The following is an 18,142-nucleotide window of genomic DNA, read 5'->3' on the forward strand; positions in this document are numbered from 1 at the left end:
GCCTATCCGTCGAGACTGAATCGCTTGAGTCAGCTAGAGAGACGTTTGTTGGACACCGATTAAATTTCGACGCGCCCCCGTTATCGTTTGAACCCGGATTCGAAGCTCACTTTGGGGTTGATTCTGTCACCCTCAACTGTCACCCTAGTCCCTGATAGAGCAGAGCAAATCCTTTGAACATCAACGCTTTCGGTGCTGTGGGAATTATTCCCACCCTCTCCGCCGCCCGCAGTGGCTAGGATGTCACCAGCGGCAAAGAAAGCCACTACTCGACGGCGACTTTCACGACCACTTTGAAGACGGTCTCTGGCTGATCCCACTCCACGCAGGGAGCATGCGCATCCTGCGGCCAAAGGATGGCGAAATGCCCCGCACTGACATGCAGCGGCGTGGTGTCAGGGGTGAGCTTCCAGAGTGCGGCATCTTTTTCATCGCTGTAGGCCATCATTTCCTCCTGCATGGCGTCTAGCGGTGCCCAGAGGATGGTCTCACGCCCGCTATGGATGAACTGCACGTCGATGTACTTACGATGCGCCTCAAATTTGGCCTTTTCGAGCGGCTTCGTCTCGTAGGTCTGCACCAGGGCAAAGCACTGATCGCCATCGAGATCATGCCTACCGAGCTCCTGTGTGCCATCCACGCTACGCAGAAAGGCAAAAGCCTTCGCAAAGCGTGAATTGAGTTTTTCGTAGCGAGTAGAGTGGGCGAGAGTGTCGAGTACCATGGTGCCGCACGTCAAAGGCCGCGTGAATCGGGCGTCAAGACGGGTTTTGGCTAGTCGAATAGTTTCATCCGTTTCAAGAACAGGTTCTCGGCGACTCGGCTATTTCGAGTCATGCAGCACTTGCCGTTTCAAATCACGCAGTGAATGCAAATCGCCATCAACCTCGCGGATTCGCCGTGCCCCATCTTTGCGCCTCACTCCAAAGCGCTCTTTGTGCTCATCGAAGAACTCATTCACAAAGGCTTTGCTCCCAATCACCGCGCCATCCGTGAAATGCCGCACCCGCATGCGCACCAACTCACCCAGCGAGAGCTTCCCCCTCTGCTCCAAAACCTCCTCCGCCCGCTCCCCACTCACCCCTCGCCGCGCCAAAGCCTTCCCATCCGCCGCCTTCACCTCACGCCCAATCGAAAACAACATCTGCCTATACCCCTCCCGCGCTCCACTCTTCACCCAATCCGTCTCCGCAGCATCACGCCCCGTCACACGGCATATCCCCCGCTGGCACTCCTTGTTCCCACCCAGCGCCTCCGCATACCCACACCACCGGTAATCCTTCGGATCAGTCACCAGCCCACCTCGCACCGGATTGAGGTCAATATACGCCGCCATCGCCAACAGCGGGTTCCCTTTCCCCTCCACCAGCACACTACGGTAGCGATCCATCCAAAGCGTTCCCTTCCGCTTGTGCCGCTTGTTATACCACCGCGAAAACCGCTGCTTCACCTCCTTCACAAACACCGCCACATCACAAAAACGTCTCTTCAGCAGCCCCAGCCGATGCTGCACCACCGCCTCCGAGCCCCGCTTCCGCAGTTCCGCAAACTCCTCCTGCAACTGCTCCACGAACACCTTGCTATACAGCACCCGCAGATGCCGCATCAGCCTTTCTTCCCCCTGCGGTCCACCAAACTGCTCGTCCACCCACCTCTTCTGATCCGGCACCTCCACCAGCGCATGAAAGTGGTTCCCCATCACGCAATACGTCATTAGCCGCACCCCACAGAACTCCGCCAGCCTCCACAGCACCCTACGCAGCGCCTCCTTCTCCACATCATCCCAAAACACCGCCCCGCCGCAGGTGCGCGACATCACGTGAAAGCAATTCGTCTGCGCCTGAAACCCCTTCACCCTGCGCAGAGACCTCCCCGCCTGGAGATAAGGCCCCGTCTTGGCATTTACGCCTACAAGTTGCTCTTCGAGCGGCAGGTCTTTAATCGAATCGACAGATTGGGGCTCGGCAGGAGTGTTCATGAGGTGGAGAAGTTGGAAGCGGGCAATGCAGACTATAGGGAAAGGTTATCAGCAGCAATAACAATTACAACTTTGAACTTTGAACCTGGCAACTTATAACAAGTTGCTCTTCGAGCGGTAGGTCTCGGATCGTATCGACGGATAGTGGAGCGGAAGCAGTGTTCATGAGGTAGGAGGGTCGGAGCTGGGCAATGCAGACTATAGGGCAAGGTTATCAGCGGCAATAACAATTACAACGTTTAACCTGGCTCATTATTCCAGGTGGAACATTTCAGGTGGATCATTTTTAGACACCGTCGTTGTTGCTCGTCAATTTGTTGCACCTTGGCGTTGTTTCCCTGATGGTGCAGACTATGAGTGGTCAAATCATCCCGTTAAAATGTCCTTCTTGTGGAAACACACACAGCGAGCAGTTGATTGAACATGCCTTTGGGGCGGAGTTCAAGTGCGAGTCCTGTGGCATGACTTCGGTGCTCGTCATCAACAAGCAGCTCTATCTTCGTCAGGTGGGCGAGCATGTATGCAGGGCTTGCGGTAGAGTGGCACCAAAAGGAACACGTTTCTGCCAATGCACAAAATCTCTCATTCAAAAGTGCCCCACCTGTCGCAAAGAATTTTTTGTTGATGATGCAATTTGCCCTGAATGTGGATGGCGACACGAATTGTCGGCATCTAGCTTGGAGGGGCAAGAGGCGTTGGCTGCCAGAATCCGGGCATGTTTCGACAAGAGGGACCTAACAGGAGTCCGCGAGGATTTTGACGTTCTATACCGGTCAGCTAAAGAAGCAGGCCGTATTTCGCCGGATGCCGCACGCATTCTTGCTGATTTTCTCGTGGCCAGAGTTAGCGGAGAACTTGATGAAATGGAAGGTACAGAAAATTGTTTCCACTCGAACTATTATGGGTGGGTTGATAGAGCTATCCCGCTGCTTCAAAAAGCCATGCCCACATTTCTAACGAATATCACAAAGATACCGAACGAGATGATCCAGGCCAACAGTCGGTTGATTGGTGAAGTTATTGGCGTAATTAATGGTCCCGAAAACAAGGATTTGATTGGTCATCTGGAAGCCCTCGCGATGAAACTAGACGTTTTGTATGATTCTGGTGTGGGGTTCTCAGTTATAGCGGCTCTCGGTCGTATCGGCCCAGATTCAGCCAGCCTGTTAAAGCGATGGGCAAGAACAAGGGTAGATTTTAGACATTGAGGTATATGCATAGAGATCTTAAGTCAGTTCGGTGACGATGGTCTGCGATTTCTTGACCAACTGCTTCAAGATGACACCACCTTACATTTGAGTTATTCCTACTTCGAAAAGGCTTTTGCTAACATTGGATCCCGAGCCATACCTGTTTTGCAGAAATACACGGGATGGAAGGGGATGTTTGGTTTATCACAGTCAACGCGGTACGTGGCTTGCAGTTCTTGGTTAGAAAACATCAAAAAAAATAATCCTGCGCACTGATCGTCAAATCACCGCCTCCACACACCGTCCGCACACCGTCCGCACACCGTCCGCACACCGTCCGCACAGCGTCCGCACAGCGTCGGATGCGCAGCGTGGGTGCCGACGTCGGGGAGGAGGCGCCAGCAGCGTTCGCATTTGAATAGTAGCCAGGCATATAGTTTCTGTTGTTGCTGTCCAGGGATGAGGCCATGCTGCCCGCAGGCTAAAAATCACTATCACCTAGCAAAGGGATCGTCGGACTCTGGGGCTAGCGACTTATCGAACGGTCTAGTGTTCACGACCCCGTCGTTTTTCAAACAGTTCTACGATCGTTTTTGGCTTACTTGGAGAGCGTCATCACGCATTCGAGGTGCTTGGTCTGCGGGAAAAGGTCAAAGGGCTGCACTTTACGGAGCTGGTAGCCGGCCTCGGTGAAGATGGCGAGGTCACGCATTTGCGTGGCGGGATTGCAGCTCACATAGACGACGCTTTTCGGGCCGAAGGCGAAGAGCTGATCGAGAAACTCCCGGCTACAGCCTGCTCGCGGGGGGTCGATGAGCACGACCGTCTCCGCTCCGGCATGGGGCACGGCTTTGAAGACCTCACGGGCATCTGCTGCGATGAAGCGGCAGTTCGTGATGCCATTGAGCTGTGCATTGTGTGCAGCCTTCGCCACGGCGGTCTCAGATATCTCGACGCCCACGATTTGCTCGAATGACCGCGCTGCACTGAGGGCAAAGAGGCCGCTGCCGCAGTAAGCATCGACGAGGAAACGTGCGCCGCTGGCTTTTGCCTCATCGACAGCATGCTGGACGAAGGCGGAAAGGATGAAGGGGTTGTTCTGAAAAAAGTCACCTGCTTGGAACTCGAACTTCACGCCGGAGACCTCCTCGATGGCGATCTGCTCTGGCAGGGTGAGGACGCCGTTCTTTGCGGCACGGATGAGCATCGTCGCGCCGCGCTTATACCCGCTGCCATCTGCGCGGAGTCGCTCGCGGATGCCGGTGAGGGCTGCATTGATCTCTGGCATGGCGATCTGGCACTGCGGCACATCGACCAGGGAGGTGCGTGTGCCGATGCGCAGAAAGCCAATCTCGCGGATGACGCCGTCCTGCGGCTTCTGGAAGTGCGGCGTGATCTTGGACCGATAACCATACTGTACTGGCGAGGCGATGACCGGTAGCACCTCATGCTCGATGCGGGCCATGTGGCGCAGCAGCTCGGTGACTTGGTTTTTTTTCCAAATGAGCTGCTCGGTGTAATCAAGGTGCTGATACTGGCAGCCGCCGCATTGGCCAAAGAGCGGGCACGGTGGCTGTGTGCGCATGGGAGAGGGCTCCAGCACCTCCAGGAGATCTGCCTGGCTGTAGTTTTTGTGATTGCGGAAGACGCGGCAGCGCACGCGCTCACCCGGTAGGGTAAAAGGGATGAAAACGACCCAGCCATCCACGCGGGCGACGCCGCTGCCCTCATTGGTGAGGTTTTCGATGCGGACCTCTAGCTCCTGGTGGTAGGCGAAGGGGTGTGGCAGGAATTTTTTGGGGCGCTGGGGCTCTGGCATGATCTTGAGTGGCAGGATGCTGAATATACTGTCCGCCGCAAATCTCACTGAAATAGCATTTCCGCATTCGACATTCCGCCTTATTTCGACATTCGGATTGCTGGATACGCCCGCTCAGGTCCTCTATGACCACTCTTCTCCTCATTCTCATCGCGCTATTACTCGCGGTGGCAGTTTACCTCCTCGCTAAAATCGTGCGTGGACAGAAGGGTGCGCTTACAGCGCTGCGGAATGGAGAAAATGCCACCGCTGAGGAAAAGCAGCGCCTGTTCCGCTTTCTGCGTGAGCTGGGGGAGGCGATCTGCCGCGAGGATCAGCAGCAGGCCATGCACCGCCTCATCGTCGAGGGGGCGATGCGGGTGACCCAGAGCACCGGCGGAGCGATCTACCTGCTCGATGCACCGACACGCCGCCTCGTGCCGAAGTTTTTTAGTGAACACTGCGCCGCCCCAGTGGAGCTGCCGCAGCGTGTACTCGACCAGCCAGCGTCGCAGCTCAGCTTCCTGCGCATGCATGCCACAGCGCAGGATGAGGGTGCGATGGGCCGTGTCTTTACCCAACAGAAGAGCGAGCTCATCCGCGACCTCGGTCATGGCAGTGCCGCCACGGCGCTGATCAGCCCGCTGAGCTTCGGTGGACGTAAGCTGGGCGTTCTCATCCTCACAGCTCCGATCGCTGAGCGAGCTTACAGTACGGAGGATCGGGATATTTTCACCACCATCGCAGGGCAGTCCGCAGTGGCCTTAGCAAACTCGGTCACGCAGCAAGAGAGTGCCAAACTGCGTGCCGACCGGCAGGAGCTGCACAATGCACGCGACATCCAAAAAATCCTCCTCCCCGCTCGTGACCCCCAAGTGCCTGGCTACGTCATCGCTGGCAAAAATATCCCCGCACGGCAGCTCAGCGGTGATTACTTTGACTTTATCCCGCTGCCAGAGGGCCGCTTCGGGGCCGTCATCGCAGACGTATCTGGCAAAGGCATGCCGGGGGCACTGGTCACGGTCATGTGTCGTACGCTCCTACGTGCCGCAGCGCTGGCCAATGCCAGCCCCGCAGCCGCATTGGCCGGTGTGAATCGTGCCATCGCTCCAGATATGCATGAGGGCATGTTCATCACCATGACCTATCTGGTTTTGGCGAAAGACTCACCGCAGGTGCATCTCGCCCGTGCGGGGCACACTGCGGCGCTGCTCTGGCGGAGTGAGAGCGGAAAGATCGAGCTTATCGAGCCTGGTGGGCTGGGTGTCGGTATCGACACGGGCAGTGTTTTTGAGCGTGTGACGAAAGATACCTCCTTTGAGATGAAAAAGGGGGACTGTCTGCTGCTCTATACCGATGGCGTGAATGAGGCCATGAATGCTCAAGAAGACGAATTCGGCGAAGAACGCATCTATTCCTCCCTCACTCGCCTCGCGCCCTCCGGCCCGCGGGCCATTATCGATGGGCTCATCTCGGACCTGGATGGATTTTTATCTGGCAAGCGCTCGCATGACGACATCACCCTGATCGCCTTGCAGCGGACGGTTTGAGGGAAGAGCGGCGCTCGACTAGAGGCCGGATGCCGCGTTCCGGGATGACATCACCTTGATTGCGCGGCAAAGGGCGGCATAATCGCAGCCCCCTAAACCTGAAAGAGCCCATCCTATGACAGAAACCAGCCCCGAAGCCGCAGCAGCGCCCGAGCCTGAAATCGTCGAAAATGCCCCCACTCCCGAAAACATCGCAAATGCCGATACTCCCACAGAAAATGAGCAGCCAGCCGCTGAAGAGGCTGCCATGGACCCGATGGCCGCTATGAGCGCCGAGGTCGATAAGTGGAAAGACCTGGCCTACCGCTCACAGGCGGAGTTGGATAACTTCCGCAAGCGCAGTGCCCGTGAGGCACAGGAAACGCGTGCTTATGCGAACGCAGACCTGCTCCGTGGCATCTTGCCCATCATGGATAATTTTGAGATGGGCCTCGAGGCTGCCCGCGCTGAGTCTGAGAAGAGCATGATCTTCATGGGCATGAGCATGGTGCAGCGCCAGATCGCGGATTTCCTACGCGATGTGGGTGTCACAGAAGTGGAGGCGTTGGGGAAGGCTTTTGATCCGAATCTCCATGATGCAGTCTCCCAAGAGGCCAGTGCCGATGTGGCAGAGGGCACGGTGCTCAGAGTCACACGCCGTGGCTTCAAGCTAAAAGACCGCCTGCTGCGTCCGACCAGCGTGATTGTCTCCAGCGGACCTGCTGCGTAATTCCATTTCCACCGTTACCCCTTTCCTATCCCCATCATGGCCGATAAACGCGACTATTACGAGGTTCTGGGCGTCTCACGCGACGTCAGTGCCGAAGACCTGAAAAAGGCCTACCGCAAGCTCGCGGTGCAGTTCCATCCTGACAAGAATCCGGGTGATAAGACCGCTGAGGATAAGTTCAAGCAAGTGGGCGAGGCCTACGATGTGCTGAGTGATGCAGATAAACGTGCTGCCTACGATCGCTATGGGCACGCTGCCTTTACACAGGGCGGCATGGGTGGCCCAGCGGGGGCGGGTGGCGGCGGCGGTGGCTTCCATGACGCGTATGACATCTTCAACCAGATGTTTGGCGGTGGTGGCGGCGGTGGCGGTGGCATTTTCGAAGCATTTTTCGGCGGCGGTGGCGGTCGCCAGCGGCGTAGCGATGGCCCGCAGCGCGGGAGCGATCTACGCATCGGGATCGAGATCAGTCTGGAGGATGCAGCGCACGGCATCGAGCGCGAGATCGACTACAAGCGCCTCCATAGCTGCAAAACTTGCCGAGGTAATGGCTCGACGAGTGGTGCCGGGAAAAAAACCTGCCGCACCTGCGGTGGTCACGGCCAGGTCATCATGTCACGCGGCATTTTCCAAGTTCAGCAGACCTGCCCTGACTGCAAAGGGGAGGGCGAGACAGTCTCTGACCCTTGCCGCGATTGCCGTGGTAGTGGGATGAGTGAGGAGAAGGCCAAAGTGCGTGTCAAAGTGCCAGCCGGCATCGAAGACGGCTCTCGTCTGCGCAGCACGGGCAATGGCAACGCGGGGGTCAAAAATGGCCCAAACGGTGACCTCTACGTCGTGGTGCAGGTGCGTGGGCATGAGATCTTTGAGAGAGAGGGAGATGACTTGCATTGTCACATGCCGCTGAGTTTCCCAGTCGCCGCTCTAGGCGGAGAGATCATGGTGCCGACGATGGGCGGCAAGGCTGCGGTAAAGATCCCTGCGGGCACGCAAAATGGCACCACCTTCCGCCTGCGCGGCAAGGGAATGCCTGTGCTAGGCTCCAGCGCCACGGGAGATCTGTATGTCCATGTCCAGATCGCTGTGCCGACGAAGCTCAATAGCGACCAGCGCAGTCAGCTCGATGCGTATGCGAAATCCCTGGGTGAGACCACCTCACCGATGGAGGAGAGCTTTTTCGAGAAAGCGAAAAAGTTCTTCAAATAGAGCTCCAGCAGACACCGAGCCGCTCTTTCCGCGATGGAGTGGGTGGGCGGTGTATCAGGCCAGTTTCAGAGTCTTGGCGCCTTCGTCGATGAGGTGCCAGAAATGCTTTGACTGGCTGAGAGCCTGGTCTTCGCCACCACCGGGCAGATTGCTACGGAAGAGAAAATCTTGAAGCGTATTGGCGTGTAGCACACGGTGGACGCGGACATGCCCGCCATCGAGACCGAAGTAGATGCGGTAGTCACCCGCGCGGGAGCGGTAAAAGCGCTTCCCACTGCGCTCCAGGACGCCATAGCGGGCGGAGAGGATGTCATCACGGGCATCCGCAGGCTGGATGTTGAGCGCCTCTAGGAGCTGGAATTGCACCTTGGAGGGCAGGCGTGAGAGCTCCGCTGCACTGATGTCATTAAAGACGATCTGGATGACGCCGCGCTCGTGTGTGGTGATGACCTCTGGGCTGCTCATTAGAGTTTTTTGATGACCGCTTTTTTGCGGAGTAGCTCCATCCATTCCTTCACGGCTTTGCTGGACTTTTCCTGCTGGATGCGGCGCTGGATGTCCACGCGCATTTTTTCCAGTGTGGGGGCTTCACCGAGCTTTTTCGCGTCACAACTGATGATGATGTAGTTCGTTTCTTTTTCGATGACGGGGCTGATGCCGCCGGTCTTCAGGCCCATGGCGGTATTGGCAATGAGGGGGTCCAGATCCGTGACGGACATCCATTCCCATGCTCCACCGAATTCTGCCCGGCTGTCTTGTGAGTAAGAACGGGCCAGTGTGGCGAAGTCCGAGCCATTGACGATTTTGGAGCGGACATCATTGGCGAAGCGGCGCTGGTTCTCAGGGGTGGCATTCGCTTCCACGCTGAATTTCGGGATCGAGATGGTGGAGATTTTCACCTGACCACCGACACGCCATTCATCGACGTGTTTTTTGTAGAAGTCCTCGACCTCCTTTGGGGTGGGGGGCGACTGCTCGCCGGCGTGTTGAGCACGCATGACATTGGCGACGATGCTTTTTTCCTGCATCTCACGGAATTTCTTCATGCTCATGCCCGCTTTGGCCAGATCGTTCACCAAGGCGGCGCGGTCGCCTTTGTAGCCTTCGCGCACGATGTTGTTGATCTGATCGTCCACATACTGCGGGCGGATGACGCCGCCTTTTTTGGCGAATTCGATGAGGATGAGCTCGCGGTCGATGAGGGCATCCAGGGCATTGGCTCGCAGGTGATTGACTTCCTTCTGCAACTGCGCTGGATCGTTCTGAAGCTGGTAGGTGAGCATCTGCTCCTGGATGCGGATGGTGTCACGCACCTCGGACTTGGTGATGGGCTTGCCTTGTACGACGGCAGCGACGCCGTTGGACATGCTCTGAGCTGCCAACGGAGTCGAAAGGAGCAAAGCCAGGGCCGGGAGGGCTAGGAGAGGATTAAAACGCATAAAATATCAGCTTCATCGTAGGAGGATGCCGCCCTGTGGCAAGGTGAAGTTACCCACAGGCCGATGAGGGCCCTTTTTGGCTCTGATCATGCTCCTACGAGCATGCGGGCCGGGTTTTCGATGCAATCCTTCACCCGGATGAGGAAGGTGACGGCCTCTTTGCCATCGACGACGCGGTGGTCGTAGCTGAGGGCGAGGTTCATCATCGGACGGATGACGACCTGCCCATCGACAGCGATCGGCCGCTGCTGGATGCTGTGCATGCCGAGGATGCCGCTTTGCGGGGGATTGAGGATGGGGGTGCTCAGGAGGGAGCCATAGACGCCACCATTGCTGATGGTGAAGATGCCGCCCGTGAGGTCGGAGACTTGGAGTTTGCCGTCTTTGGCTTTGGCCGCGTAGGCGAGGATGTCCTGCTCCAGCTCGGCGAAGGATTTCTGATCCGCATCACGCAGCACTGGGACGATGAGGCCGCGCTCTGTGCCGATGGCGACGCCGATGTCATAATAGTGCTGATGGATGATCTCATCGCCCTCGACGCGGACATTGATCTGCGGGACGGCTTTGAGCGCCTCCACCACGGCCTTGATGAAGAAGCTCATGAAGCCGAGCTTCACGCCGTGCTTGGCGACGAAGCTGTCCTGGAGCTTGCTGCGCAGGGCCATGACGTTGCTCATGTCGCACTCGTTGAAGGTAGTGAGGATGGCGGCGGTCTTTTGAGCGCTGACGAGCTGGTCTGCGATCTTTTTGCGCAGCGGAGACATCTTTTTGCGCGTGATCCGGCCCTCTGGGGATGCGGGGGCTGCTGGAGCGGGGGCGGGCTTGGGTGCTGCTTCAGGCGGCGTTGTTTTCGCGGGCTTTGCCTCGGCTTTGGGCTCTGGAGCGGCTGTGGGGGCTGGTTTTGGTGCCTCGGGGGCTTTTTCGGCCACGGGGGCTGCTCCTACGGCGATCTGGCCCACGACATCGCCGATGACCACATCGTCTCCGGGTTGCTTCACGATGGTGAGCACGCCAGCAGCCTCGGCAGTGACTTCTGCGGCTACTTTATCGGTTTCGAGCGTGAGGAGGATGTCGCCTGTTTTGACGAAATCGCCGGATTTGAAGTGCCATTTCGCGATCTGGCCTCCAGTGACGGATTCGCCGAGTGCGGGGATTTTGATGTCAGCCATGTTTTTTGAGGGGAAAGGGAGTTTGTGGGGGAAAAGTGCTCAGTTCTCAGTGCTTGGTACTCAGTGCTTGGTGCTCAGTGCTTGGTGCTCAGTTTTTCAGAGGCTCAGCTTGAAGACTGAGAACTAAGCACATCGGCCAATTACACGCTAAACGCGTCCTCGACCAGCTTGTCCTGCTCGAGGCTGTGGATGGCCTTCGATCCAGCAGCGGGGCTGCTGCTGCGCTCTCGGCCTGCGTAGCGGAGTTTGTGGTTGCTGAGTTCTTCGAGTCGCGGGCGGATGTAGTAGAAGGCCCCCATGTTGCGGGGCTCTTCCTGGCACCAGATCCACTTTTTCTGGGCTCGCGGGTATTTGGCGACGATGTCTTTGAGCATCTCGTAGTTCAGCGGGTAGAGCTGCTCGATGCGGATGATGGCGGCGTTCTTGATCTGGTGCTCCTCGCGGTAGTCGAGGAGGTCGTAGTACACTTTACCGCTGCACAGAATGAGGCGGGTGATGCGCTCTGGGGCGGCGAGGAGGTGCTCGTCATCGAGCACTTCCTTGAAGGTGGTCCCCTCAGCCATGTCGGAGAGTTTGCTGATGCATTTCGGGTGCCGCAGCAGGCTCTTGGGCGTCATGACGACCAGGGGCTTGCGGGTGCTGCGCTTGAGCTGGCGGCGCAGGGCATGGAAGTATTGAGCGGGAGTGGTGAAATTGCAGACTTGCATGTTCCCACCGGCGCAGAGCTGGAGGAAGCGCTCCAAACGGGCGCTGGAGTGCTCGGGACCTTGGCCTTCGTAACCGTGGGGCAGGAGCAGCGTGACATGGGAGGGGCGCTGCCATTTGCTCTCGGCACTGGCGATGAATTGGTCGATGATGACCTGGGCTCCGTTGATGAAGTCGCCGAACTGTGCCTCCCAGCAGACGAGGAGATTGCTGGCGAGCAGCGAGTAGCCGTAATCAAAGCCGAGGACGGCAGCTTCGGAAAGGAGGCTGTTATAAACGCAGTAGCGGCCCTGCTCGGTCTGGAGGTTGTTGAGCGGGATGTGGCGGTCACGCGTCTGGCTATCATAAAAGACGCTGTGGCGGTGGCTGAAGGTGCCGCGGCGCACATCCTGGCCGCTGAGTCGCACGCCGTGGCCCTCGGTGAGGAGTGTGCCGAAGGCCAAGGATTCGGCGTAGGCCCAGTCGATGCCTTCGCCGGCTTCGATGGCTTTTTTCCGTGCCGCAAGGAAGCGCTTGGAGATGGTCGGGTGTAGATTGAAGCCCTCTGGCACTTCCAGCAGGCGCTGGCCCACCTGGGTGAGTTTTTTGAGTTCCACGCCGGTTTTTACGGGTGTGTAGTCATAGGCGGGCTGTGGCATGGCCATGCTGCCCTCGAAGGGATTGCCTCCGTTGGCGGACTTGTCCTTTTCAGCAAGCGTGGTGACGCCGGCTTCGAGTTCTTCGTCCAGCTCGCGCTGGAGGGCTGCGGCCCCGGCTTCGTCGAGGATGCCCTGGGTGGCGAGATCGAGCCGGAAAAGGGTCGCGGTGGATGGGTGCTGCGCGATGGCGCGGGCCATGTTCGGCTGGGTGAAGCCGGGTTCATCGGTTTCATTATGCCCGTGGCGGCGGTAGCAGACGATGTCGATGATGACATCCCGGCCGAAGGTCTGGCGGAAGTCGAGGGCGAGCTTCGCCGCGCGGACGACCTCCATGGGGCAGTCTCCATTCACATGGAAGACGGGGGCCTCGATCATTTTCGCCACATCCGTGCAGTAATGGCTGCTGCGGGCATCCTCAGGCATCGTGGTGAAGCCGATCTGGTTATTGACGATGATGTGGATGGTGCCGCCCGTGCGGTAGCCGGGGAGCTGGGAGAGATTGAGCACCTCCGCGACGAGTCCCTGGCCTGCGAAAGCGGCGTCGCCATGGATGAGCACGGGGATGACTTTTTTGCGGTCCTTGGTGTCACCCAGTGAGCGCTGCCGTGCACGGGCCATGCCCTCCACGACGGGATCGACAGCCTCAAGATGGCTCGGATTCGGTGCGAGCATGACACCGATGCTGTCGCCACTGGTGGTTTTGCGGACCGTCTCAAATCCGAGGTGGTATTTCACATCGCCATCACCACTGACCATGTTTGGCACGTAATTCTCGCTGAACTCGTAAAAGAGGTATTCGAGTGGCTTGCGCAGGAAATTGGCGAGAACGCTCAAACGACCACGATGGGCCATACCGAGGACGATTTCACGTCCACTGTGGGCAGGCATACCCTCCAGGATGGTCTCTAGGGCGACGAGCATGGACTCACCGCCTTCGACGGAGAAGCGCTTTTGGCCGACGAAGCGGCGGTGCAGGAAGCGCTCGAAGGACTCAGCCTCCAAAAGCCAACGCAGAGCGTCGATATGCTCTTTGGCGCTCGGTGGAGTGGTGTTGTCGACCTCGATGCGGTCGAGGAGCCAAGTGCGCACCTCGGGGTGATGAATGTGCATGAACTCAAAGCCCGTTTTGCCGCAATAGAGGCGACGTAGGTCTGCGAGCATGTCTTTGAGCTTCATAGCCTGGCCGCTGCGGAACATGTGCGTCTGCACCTCCTCCTCCAGCTCGTCCTCGGTGAATCCCAGGCCCGCGAGTGAGAATGAGGCGATCTCCGGCCCCTGCTGGCTAAGCGGGTCCAAATGCGCAGCCGTGTGTCCCAGAGCGCGGAAGTGCTGCAAGGCGTTCGTCACACGCATGCGGAAGCTCAGAGTCTTTTCAGAGAGAGCAGGCGTGGTGTCCCCACTACTCTTTGCACTGCTGGTGGCTAGTTTCGCCATGCCGAGCTCAAATCCTTCAAAGAAGGAGGACCAAAGCGGCTCGACGGAGCTAGGGTCATTTTTCCATTCGAGATATTTTGACTCGAGAAAGTCCGCATTGGCGCGGTAAGGGAGTGAGGCACTCATTGAGCTTTTTTCAGTGGGGGGAAGGGGGCTGCCAGAATGCGCCCAAAGCACATAAGTGCAACCTGTGATGGCCTTAAAATCAGCCCTGGGCAGGCCGAATCACGTCCACCTGCAAATCACGCAGTACATGCAGCTCCACGGCGGGGTCATCCTGCTGCACTCCGCGTAGCCTCCGGGCTCCGTCCTTCCTCTTTGCTCCAAAGCGTGATCTCCGCGCCCGGAAGATGGCATTGACGAAGTCTTTGCCCCCTATCACGGCTCCATCGGTGAAGTATCTCACCCGGCAGCGCAGCGCCTCAGCTACGGGGAGTTTTCCGCCTGCTTGGAGCACGCTCTGGTAGTCCTCTTCGCGGATTTTGCCCCGGCTGCTGCCATCCGCTCTCGCCTTACTCGCCGTGCCCCAGGTGAAGAGCAGGGTGCGGTAGTACTCCACATACCCGACGTCAGGCCTGGTGGTGCTCGATTGTGCCTGCGCGGCCTTTTCGATGCCTTGGCGGGCTTTTTTCACCCCCGCGACGGCTTGGGCATAGCCGCACCAGCGGTAGTCTTTCGGGTCGGTGACCAGCTTTGCCCGCACGGGATTGAGATCGACATACGCGGCGGTCATGGCCAGGGCGGTGCCACCTTCCACCAGGGTGCTACGGTAGCGCTCCTCCCAAAGGGTGCCGCGGCGCTTGTGGCGCTTGTTGAACCACTGGCTGAAGCGTTGCTTGAGGGACTTCATGAAGGCGCTGATGTCCCACATACGTGCCCGCCAGCCATCGAGGATCTGCTCGGCCTGCGCTGTTGCTCCGATCTGGCGCAAGTGCTGCAATTCAGCCTCCACGATCCCGGCGACGGACTTGCCGAAGGCCTGGCGGATGATTTCCAGCCCCGCAGACTCATCTGGCGGCACATCCGGTCTGCGCGGCACCTCGACGAGGACATGAAAATGATTGGAGAGGACACAAAAAGTGATCACGCGGACCTGGCAGAGGGATTCATACATGCGCATGAGGCGCACGAAGTGCTCCCGCTCCTGCTCCAGGAGGACGAAGTCACGGTTCACGATGCGTGAGACGCAGTGGTAAAAAGCAGTGGGGTGGTGCTTGGGTGCCTTGAGCCGAGGCTGACGCATGGGCGGAGCGTGGCGAGAAAGAGAGGTCGTGCAATAACATATTGATAAAGGGACAGACTATTAAACGTTCAGTTGGGCGTGTGGATGTATTGCGTGGTTCGGGCAGGGCGGAGGCGGTTTTTGGGTTGGGGGGTAAAAAGTGCTCGTATGAACCGGCGGGAGTGTTTAGCTTTCTGGCTGTGACTCGAAATTTTATTCTATCTATGTCTATCGTAGCTCTTGGGGCTGCGGGTGTGGCTTCGGCGGCGGAGATGGTGCTGGTCGTGCTGAAAAATGGCTCGGAGCTCCGTGCGGAGGTTTTGAAGGAGCGTGAGGACTCTTTGGTGCTCGATTTAGGGCAAACCATCCTTTCGCTGCCGCGTGTGGATATTGCGCGTATTGATAAGGATGTTGCGAAACCTGTAGATGGACAGAAATCGACGACGCTGGGCGAGGATATGTATTTCGTGGAGCCGAATCGTGAGTCGATGACGGTGGAAAAGAATGTGCAGCGGGTGGCTGAGGCGGTGGTGCAGATTCAGACGGCTTCGGGGCTGGGGTCGGGCTTTATTATCAATAAAATGGGCCATGTGATTACAAATCAGCATGTCATTGCGGGCGAGCGCGAGATCACGGTGCTGGTGTATCGGAAAAAGCAGGGCGGTTTGGAGAAGCAGTCGTTTTCGAAGGTGAAGATCGTCGCTATGAATGGCTATTTGGATTTGGCGATTCTCCAGATTGATGATGAGAAAGCTGTGGAGGCGCTGCCTTTTGTGCCGTTGGGCGATTCGGATGCGCTGACGCAGGGGCAGCAGGTTTTCGCGATCGGGAGCCCGCTGGGCCTGGAGCGCAGTGTGTCACAGGGGATTGTGAGCATTCGAGCGAGAGAAAATAGTGGCCGCTGGTACATCCAGAGCACGACGCAGATCAATCCTGGTAACTCGGGTGGCCCGCTTTTTAATTCCCGTGGTGAGGTGGTGGGTGTGAACAATATGAAGGCCGCTGGTGTGGGAGTGGAGGGGCTGGGGTTTTCGATCCCGGCGAATATGCTGAGGCTCTTTTTAAAGAACCGCGAGGCTTTCGCGTTCGATCCGCGCAATCCGAATGCTGGCTTCCGCTACCTGCCACCACCGGCTCCGTCTGCGGGTGAAAAAGGGCCTGATGCGGCCTCTCCTCGTTCTTGATCGATTCTTCCCTCTCCTTTCCCTTAGCTGATTTATCCCATGAAATACACACGCTCACTCCTCGCCGCTTTGACGGCTGCTTTTCTATCTGTCCTGCCTGCCGCTCATGCGGATAAGGTGGAGCAATGGATCAAACTCGCTCCCAAGGACACTTTCTTCACTTTGGCGATGAAGGATACGCAGGAGGTCTTGGCGGATTGGGACAAGAGTAGCTTTGCGAAGTTCATGCAGGATGAGGAAGCGGTGCGCTGGCTGGAGCCGACGAAGGAGGATGGCGAGTTCCCCTGGGATAAGCATTTCAAAGAAATCTACGGCACAGGTTTGTACGATACCTTGAAGGAGGCGCGAGGCTCGACGGTGGTTTTTCTGGGTTCCAAGGGGGTGGCGTTCGAAAAGAAGGAGAATATGTTTTTCGTCGCTCTCAGTGAGGCTGGGGATAACGAGGCTAGGCTGACCGAGCAAAAGAAGCAGGAGATCGAAAACAAAAAGAAGAAGCACGCGAATCTCAAGGAGCTCACGGAGGAAATCCACGGTGTGACAGTGCATATCCGGGCTGAATCTGATGCGGCGGATGCGAAGTGGCTGGATGCGCATGCGATCATCGACGGCGTTTTTGTAGAGGGTAATAACCGCGAGGGTCTCTCCTCCATGATCGCTGCCCTGAAGTCTGGCAGCGGTGAGGGTGGGGCGGAGCTCATGGCTCAAGCGGCTCGTGTCTCGCAGCTCCGCGAAGGGACGGCAGACATCTTTGTTCACCTCAATTTGAAGCCGCTGCTCGTCATCGCAAAAAAGGCTGCTGTGGAAGGTATGAAAAAGAGCAAATCTCCGGTGCCTGTCACAGCGGAGCAGATTTTTGCCGCATTGGGGCTGGATGCCTTTGAGTCACTGGCTTTCACGGTCGATATGCAGGATGATCGCTCCACGACGGATTTCTTCATCATGCACAAAGAAAAGCCTGAGGGCATCCTCTCCTGGATGCGGCATCCGGCTACTGAGGTGACACTGCCCGCTTTCATGCCTGCGGATGTCGCTGCGGCGAGTGTGGGCCGTTTTGATTGGGTGAATTTCTACGATGGCCTCATGGGCGCGGTGATGAAGCTCAGTCCGCAGATGGGTATGATGGCGGCGATGGGACTGGGGAGCATGGAGCAGCAGGCTGGCTTTAAGCTGCGGGATGACTTTTTCGCGAGCTTGGGGGACGAGATGTATCAGGCGCAGGATGGTGTGGATGCGCTCAAGCAGAGCCAAGTTATCGGCTTCACGGTCAAAAATAGCGAGAAGCTCGGCTCTGCGCTGAAGGGGCTGGGGAACATGCTCTCTACGAGTGGGTTTGGAGCTTTTGAGGAGTCTGATTATCTAGGTTACACGCTGAACAGCCTCAAAGCCGCGAAGAGCAATTCGGGTGGTCAGGAGATCGCGTATTGCAATACAGGGAAGCAGCTCTTTATCGGCATCGGTCAGCTCGATGTGATGAAGAAAGTGCTCGGTCGGCTCAAGGATCCTGCTGGCCCATCGCTCTGGGATTCCCCGCGCACACAGGCGCAGCTAGCGATGCTGCCAAAGGGCAATAATGGCGTGGGAGTGACGGATTTTAGCCGACTCATCAGCACCTTCTTTACCGCGATGGAGACCATTTCGAAGCAGCAGGCTGGTATGAAAAAAGCTGGTGCCGCCAAGAAAAAAGGCCCTGGCAAGGGCCCTGCGAAGTCGGGTGATGCTACAGGTGCTGAGAAAAACTCAGACGAGACGCTAGCGAAGCTACTGGATGCGAAAAATCGGCCTTCGGACGCTACCTTCCGCAAGTACTTCGGCACGATGCTTAGCTCTAGCTACACGCATGCTGACTGCATCCATGGGCGCAGCCTGACGACGCCAGTCGAGGCCAAATAGCCCTGCTCTCTCGCTCTCAACCATCTTCTG

General features: G+C 57.7%; 15 protein-coding genes. 6 read left to right on the forward strand and 9 right to left on the reverse strand.

What is annotated here, in order from left to right; translation table 11 throughout:
- Positions 1 to 265 precede the first annotated feature (265 nt).
- Positions 266 to 724: a YhcH/YjgK/YiaL family protein gene (locus IPK32_07055; GenBank protein ID MBK8091733.1), complete on the reverse strand. Its 459-nt coding sequence runs from the start codon at positions 722 to 724 to the stop codon at positions 266 to 268.
- Positions 725 to 823: 99 nt separating this feature from the next.
- The gene (locus IPK32_07060; GenBank protein MBK8091734.1) at positions 824 to 1,978 is read right to left on the reverse strand and encodes a hypothetical protein; all 1,155 of its coding nucleotides are present in this window, start codon (positions 1,976 to 1,978) and stop codon (positions 824 to 826) included.
- A 302-nt stretch (positions 1,979 to 2,280) separates the two neighbouring features.
- Here IPK32_07060 and IPK32_07065 point away from each other — a divergent pair, with 302 nt between their 5' ends.
- The gene (locus IPK32_07065) at positions 2,281 to 3,186 is read left to right on the forward strand and encodes a hypothetical protein (protein ID MBK8091735.1); all 906 of its coding nucleotides are present in this window, start codon (positions 2,281 to 2,283) and stop codon (positions 3,184 to 3,186) included.
- Between the two features lie 266 nt (positions 3,187 to 3,452).
- On the opposite strand, the gene IPK32_07070 is transcribed toward IPK32_07065, so the two are convergent.
- Together IPK32_07070 and IPK32_07075 are read right to left on the reverse strand one after the other, a co-directional pair.
- A complete protein-coding gene (locus tag IPK32_07070; GenBank protein MBK8091736.1) occupies positions 3,453 to 3,629 on the reverse strand; it encodes a hypothetical protein in 177 nt (58 codons plus the stop codon).
- Between the two features lie 137 nt (positions 3,630 to 3,766).
- The gene (locus IPK32_07075) at positions 3,767 to 4,987 is read right to left on the reverse strand and encodes a class I SAM-dependent RNA methyltransferase (protein ID MBK8091737.1); all 1,221 of its coding nucleotides are present in this window, start codon (positions 4,985 to 4,987) and stop codon (positions 3,767 to 3,769) included.
- A 125-nt stretch (positions 4,988 to 5,112) separates the two neighbouring features.
- Between IPK32_07075 and IPK32_07080 the strand changes: the two genes are divergently transcribed.
- From IPK32_07080 to dnaJ, 3 genes are all read left to right on the forward strand, one after another.
- Positions 5,113 to 6,516 (forward strand): SpoIIE family protein phosphatase, encoded by a 1,404-nt coding sequence (locus IPK32_07080; GenBank protein ID MBK8091738.1) that lies wholly within the window; start codon positions 5,113 to 5,115, stop codon positions 6,514 to 6,516.
- Between the two features lie 115 nt (positions 6,517 to 6,631).
- A complete protein-coding gene (gene grpE / locus IPK32_07085; GenBank protein ID MBK8091739.1) occupies positions 6,632 to 7,225 on the forward strand; it encodes a nucleotide exchange factor GrpE in 594 nt (197 codons plus the stop codon).
- Positions 7,226 to 7,261: 36 nt separating this feature from the next.
- Positions 7,262 to 8,431, forward strand: a complete 1,170-nt coding sequence (dnaJ, locus tag IPK32_07090; GenBank protein MBK8091740.1) for a molecular chaperone DnaJ — start codon at positions 7,262 to 7,264, stop codon at positions 8,429 to 8,431.
- Positions 8,432 to 8,485: 54 nt separating this feature from the next.
- On the opposite strand, the gene IPK32_07095 is transcribed toward dnaJ, so the two are convergent.
- From IPK32_07095 to IPK32_07115, 5 genes are all read right to left on the reverse strand, one after another.
- Positions 8,486 to 8,896, reverse strand: coding sequence for a hypothetical protein (locus IPK32_07095; protein MBK8091741.1), 411 nt, complete (start codon positions 8,894 to 8,896; stop codon positions 8,486 to 8,488).
- Entirely contained in the window at positions 8,896 to 9,798 is a 903-nt protein-coding gene (locus IPK32_07100) for a peptidylprolyl isomerase (protein ID MBK8091742.1), read from the reverse strand. Before IPK32_07100 ends, IPK32_07095 begins: the two co-directional genes overlap by 1 nt.
- 158 nt (positions 9,799 to 9,956) lie before the next feature.
- The gene (gene sucB, locus IPK32_07105) at positions 9,957 to 11,039 is read right to left on the reverse strand and encodes a dihydrolipoyllysine-residue succinyltransferase (GenBank protein MBK8091743.1); all 1,083 of its coding nucleotides are present in this window, start codon (positions 11,037 to 11,039) and stop codon (positions 9,957 to 9,959) included.
- 140 nt (positions 11,040 to 11,179) lie between these two features.
- Entirely contained in the window at positions 11,180 to 13,942 is a 2,763-nt protein-coding gene (locus IPK32_07110; protein MBK8091744.1) for a 2-oxoglutarate dehydrogenase E1 component, read from the reverse strand.
- A gap of 79 nt (positions 13,943 to 14,021) precedes the next feature.
- Complete coding sequence (locus IPK32_07115) at positions 14,022 to 15,059, reverse strand: transposase (protein ID MBK8091745.1); 1,038 nt, start codon at positions 15,057 to 15,059, stop codon at positions 14,022 to 14,024.
- A gap of 251 nt (positions 15,060 to 15,310) precedes the next feature.
- On the opposite strand from IPK32_07115, the gene IPK32_07120 reads away from it, so the two are divergent.
- Together IPK32_07120 and IPK32_07125 are read left to right on the forward strand one after the other, a co-directional pair.
- Entirely contained in the window at positions 15,311 to 16,222 is a 912-nt protein-coding gene (locus tag IPK32_07120) for a trypsin-like peptidase domain-containing protein (protein ID MBK8091746.1), read from the forward strand.
- A 39-nt stretch (positions 16,223 to 16,261) separates the two neighbouring features.
- Positions 16,262 to 18,112 carry a hypothetical protein gene (locus tag IPK32_07125; GenBank protein MBK8091747.1) on the forward strand — a complete coding sequence of 617 codons (1,851 nt, stop codon included), beginning with the start codon at positions 16,262 to 16,264 and terminating at the stop codon, positions 18,110 to 18,112.
- Positions 18,113 to 18,142 lie beyond the last annotated feature (30 nt).

This window comes from Verrucomicrobiaceae bacterium (assembly GCA_016713035.1).
Classification (GTDB): domain Bacteria; phylum Verrucomicrobiota; class Verrucomicrobiia; order Verrucomicrobiales; family Verrucomicrobiaceae; genus Prosthecobacter.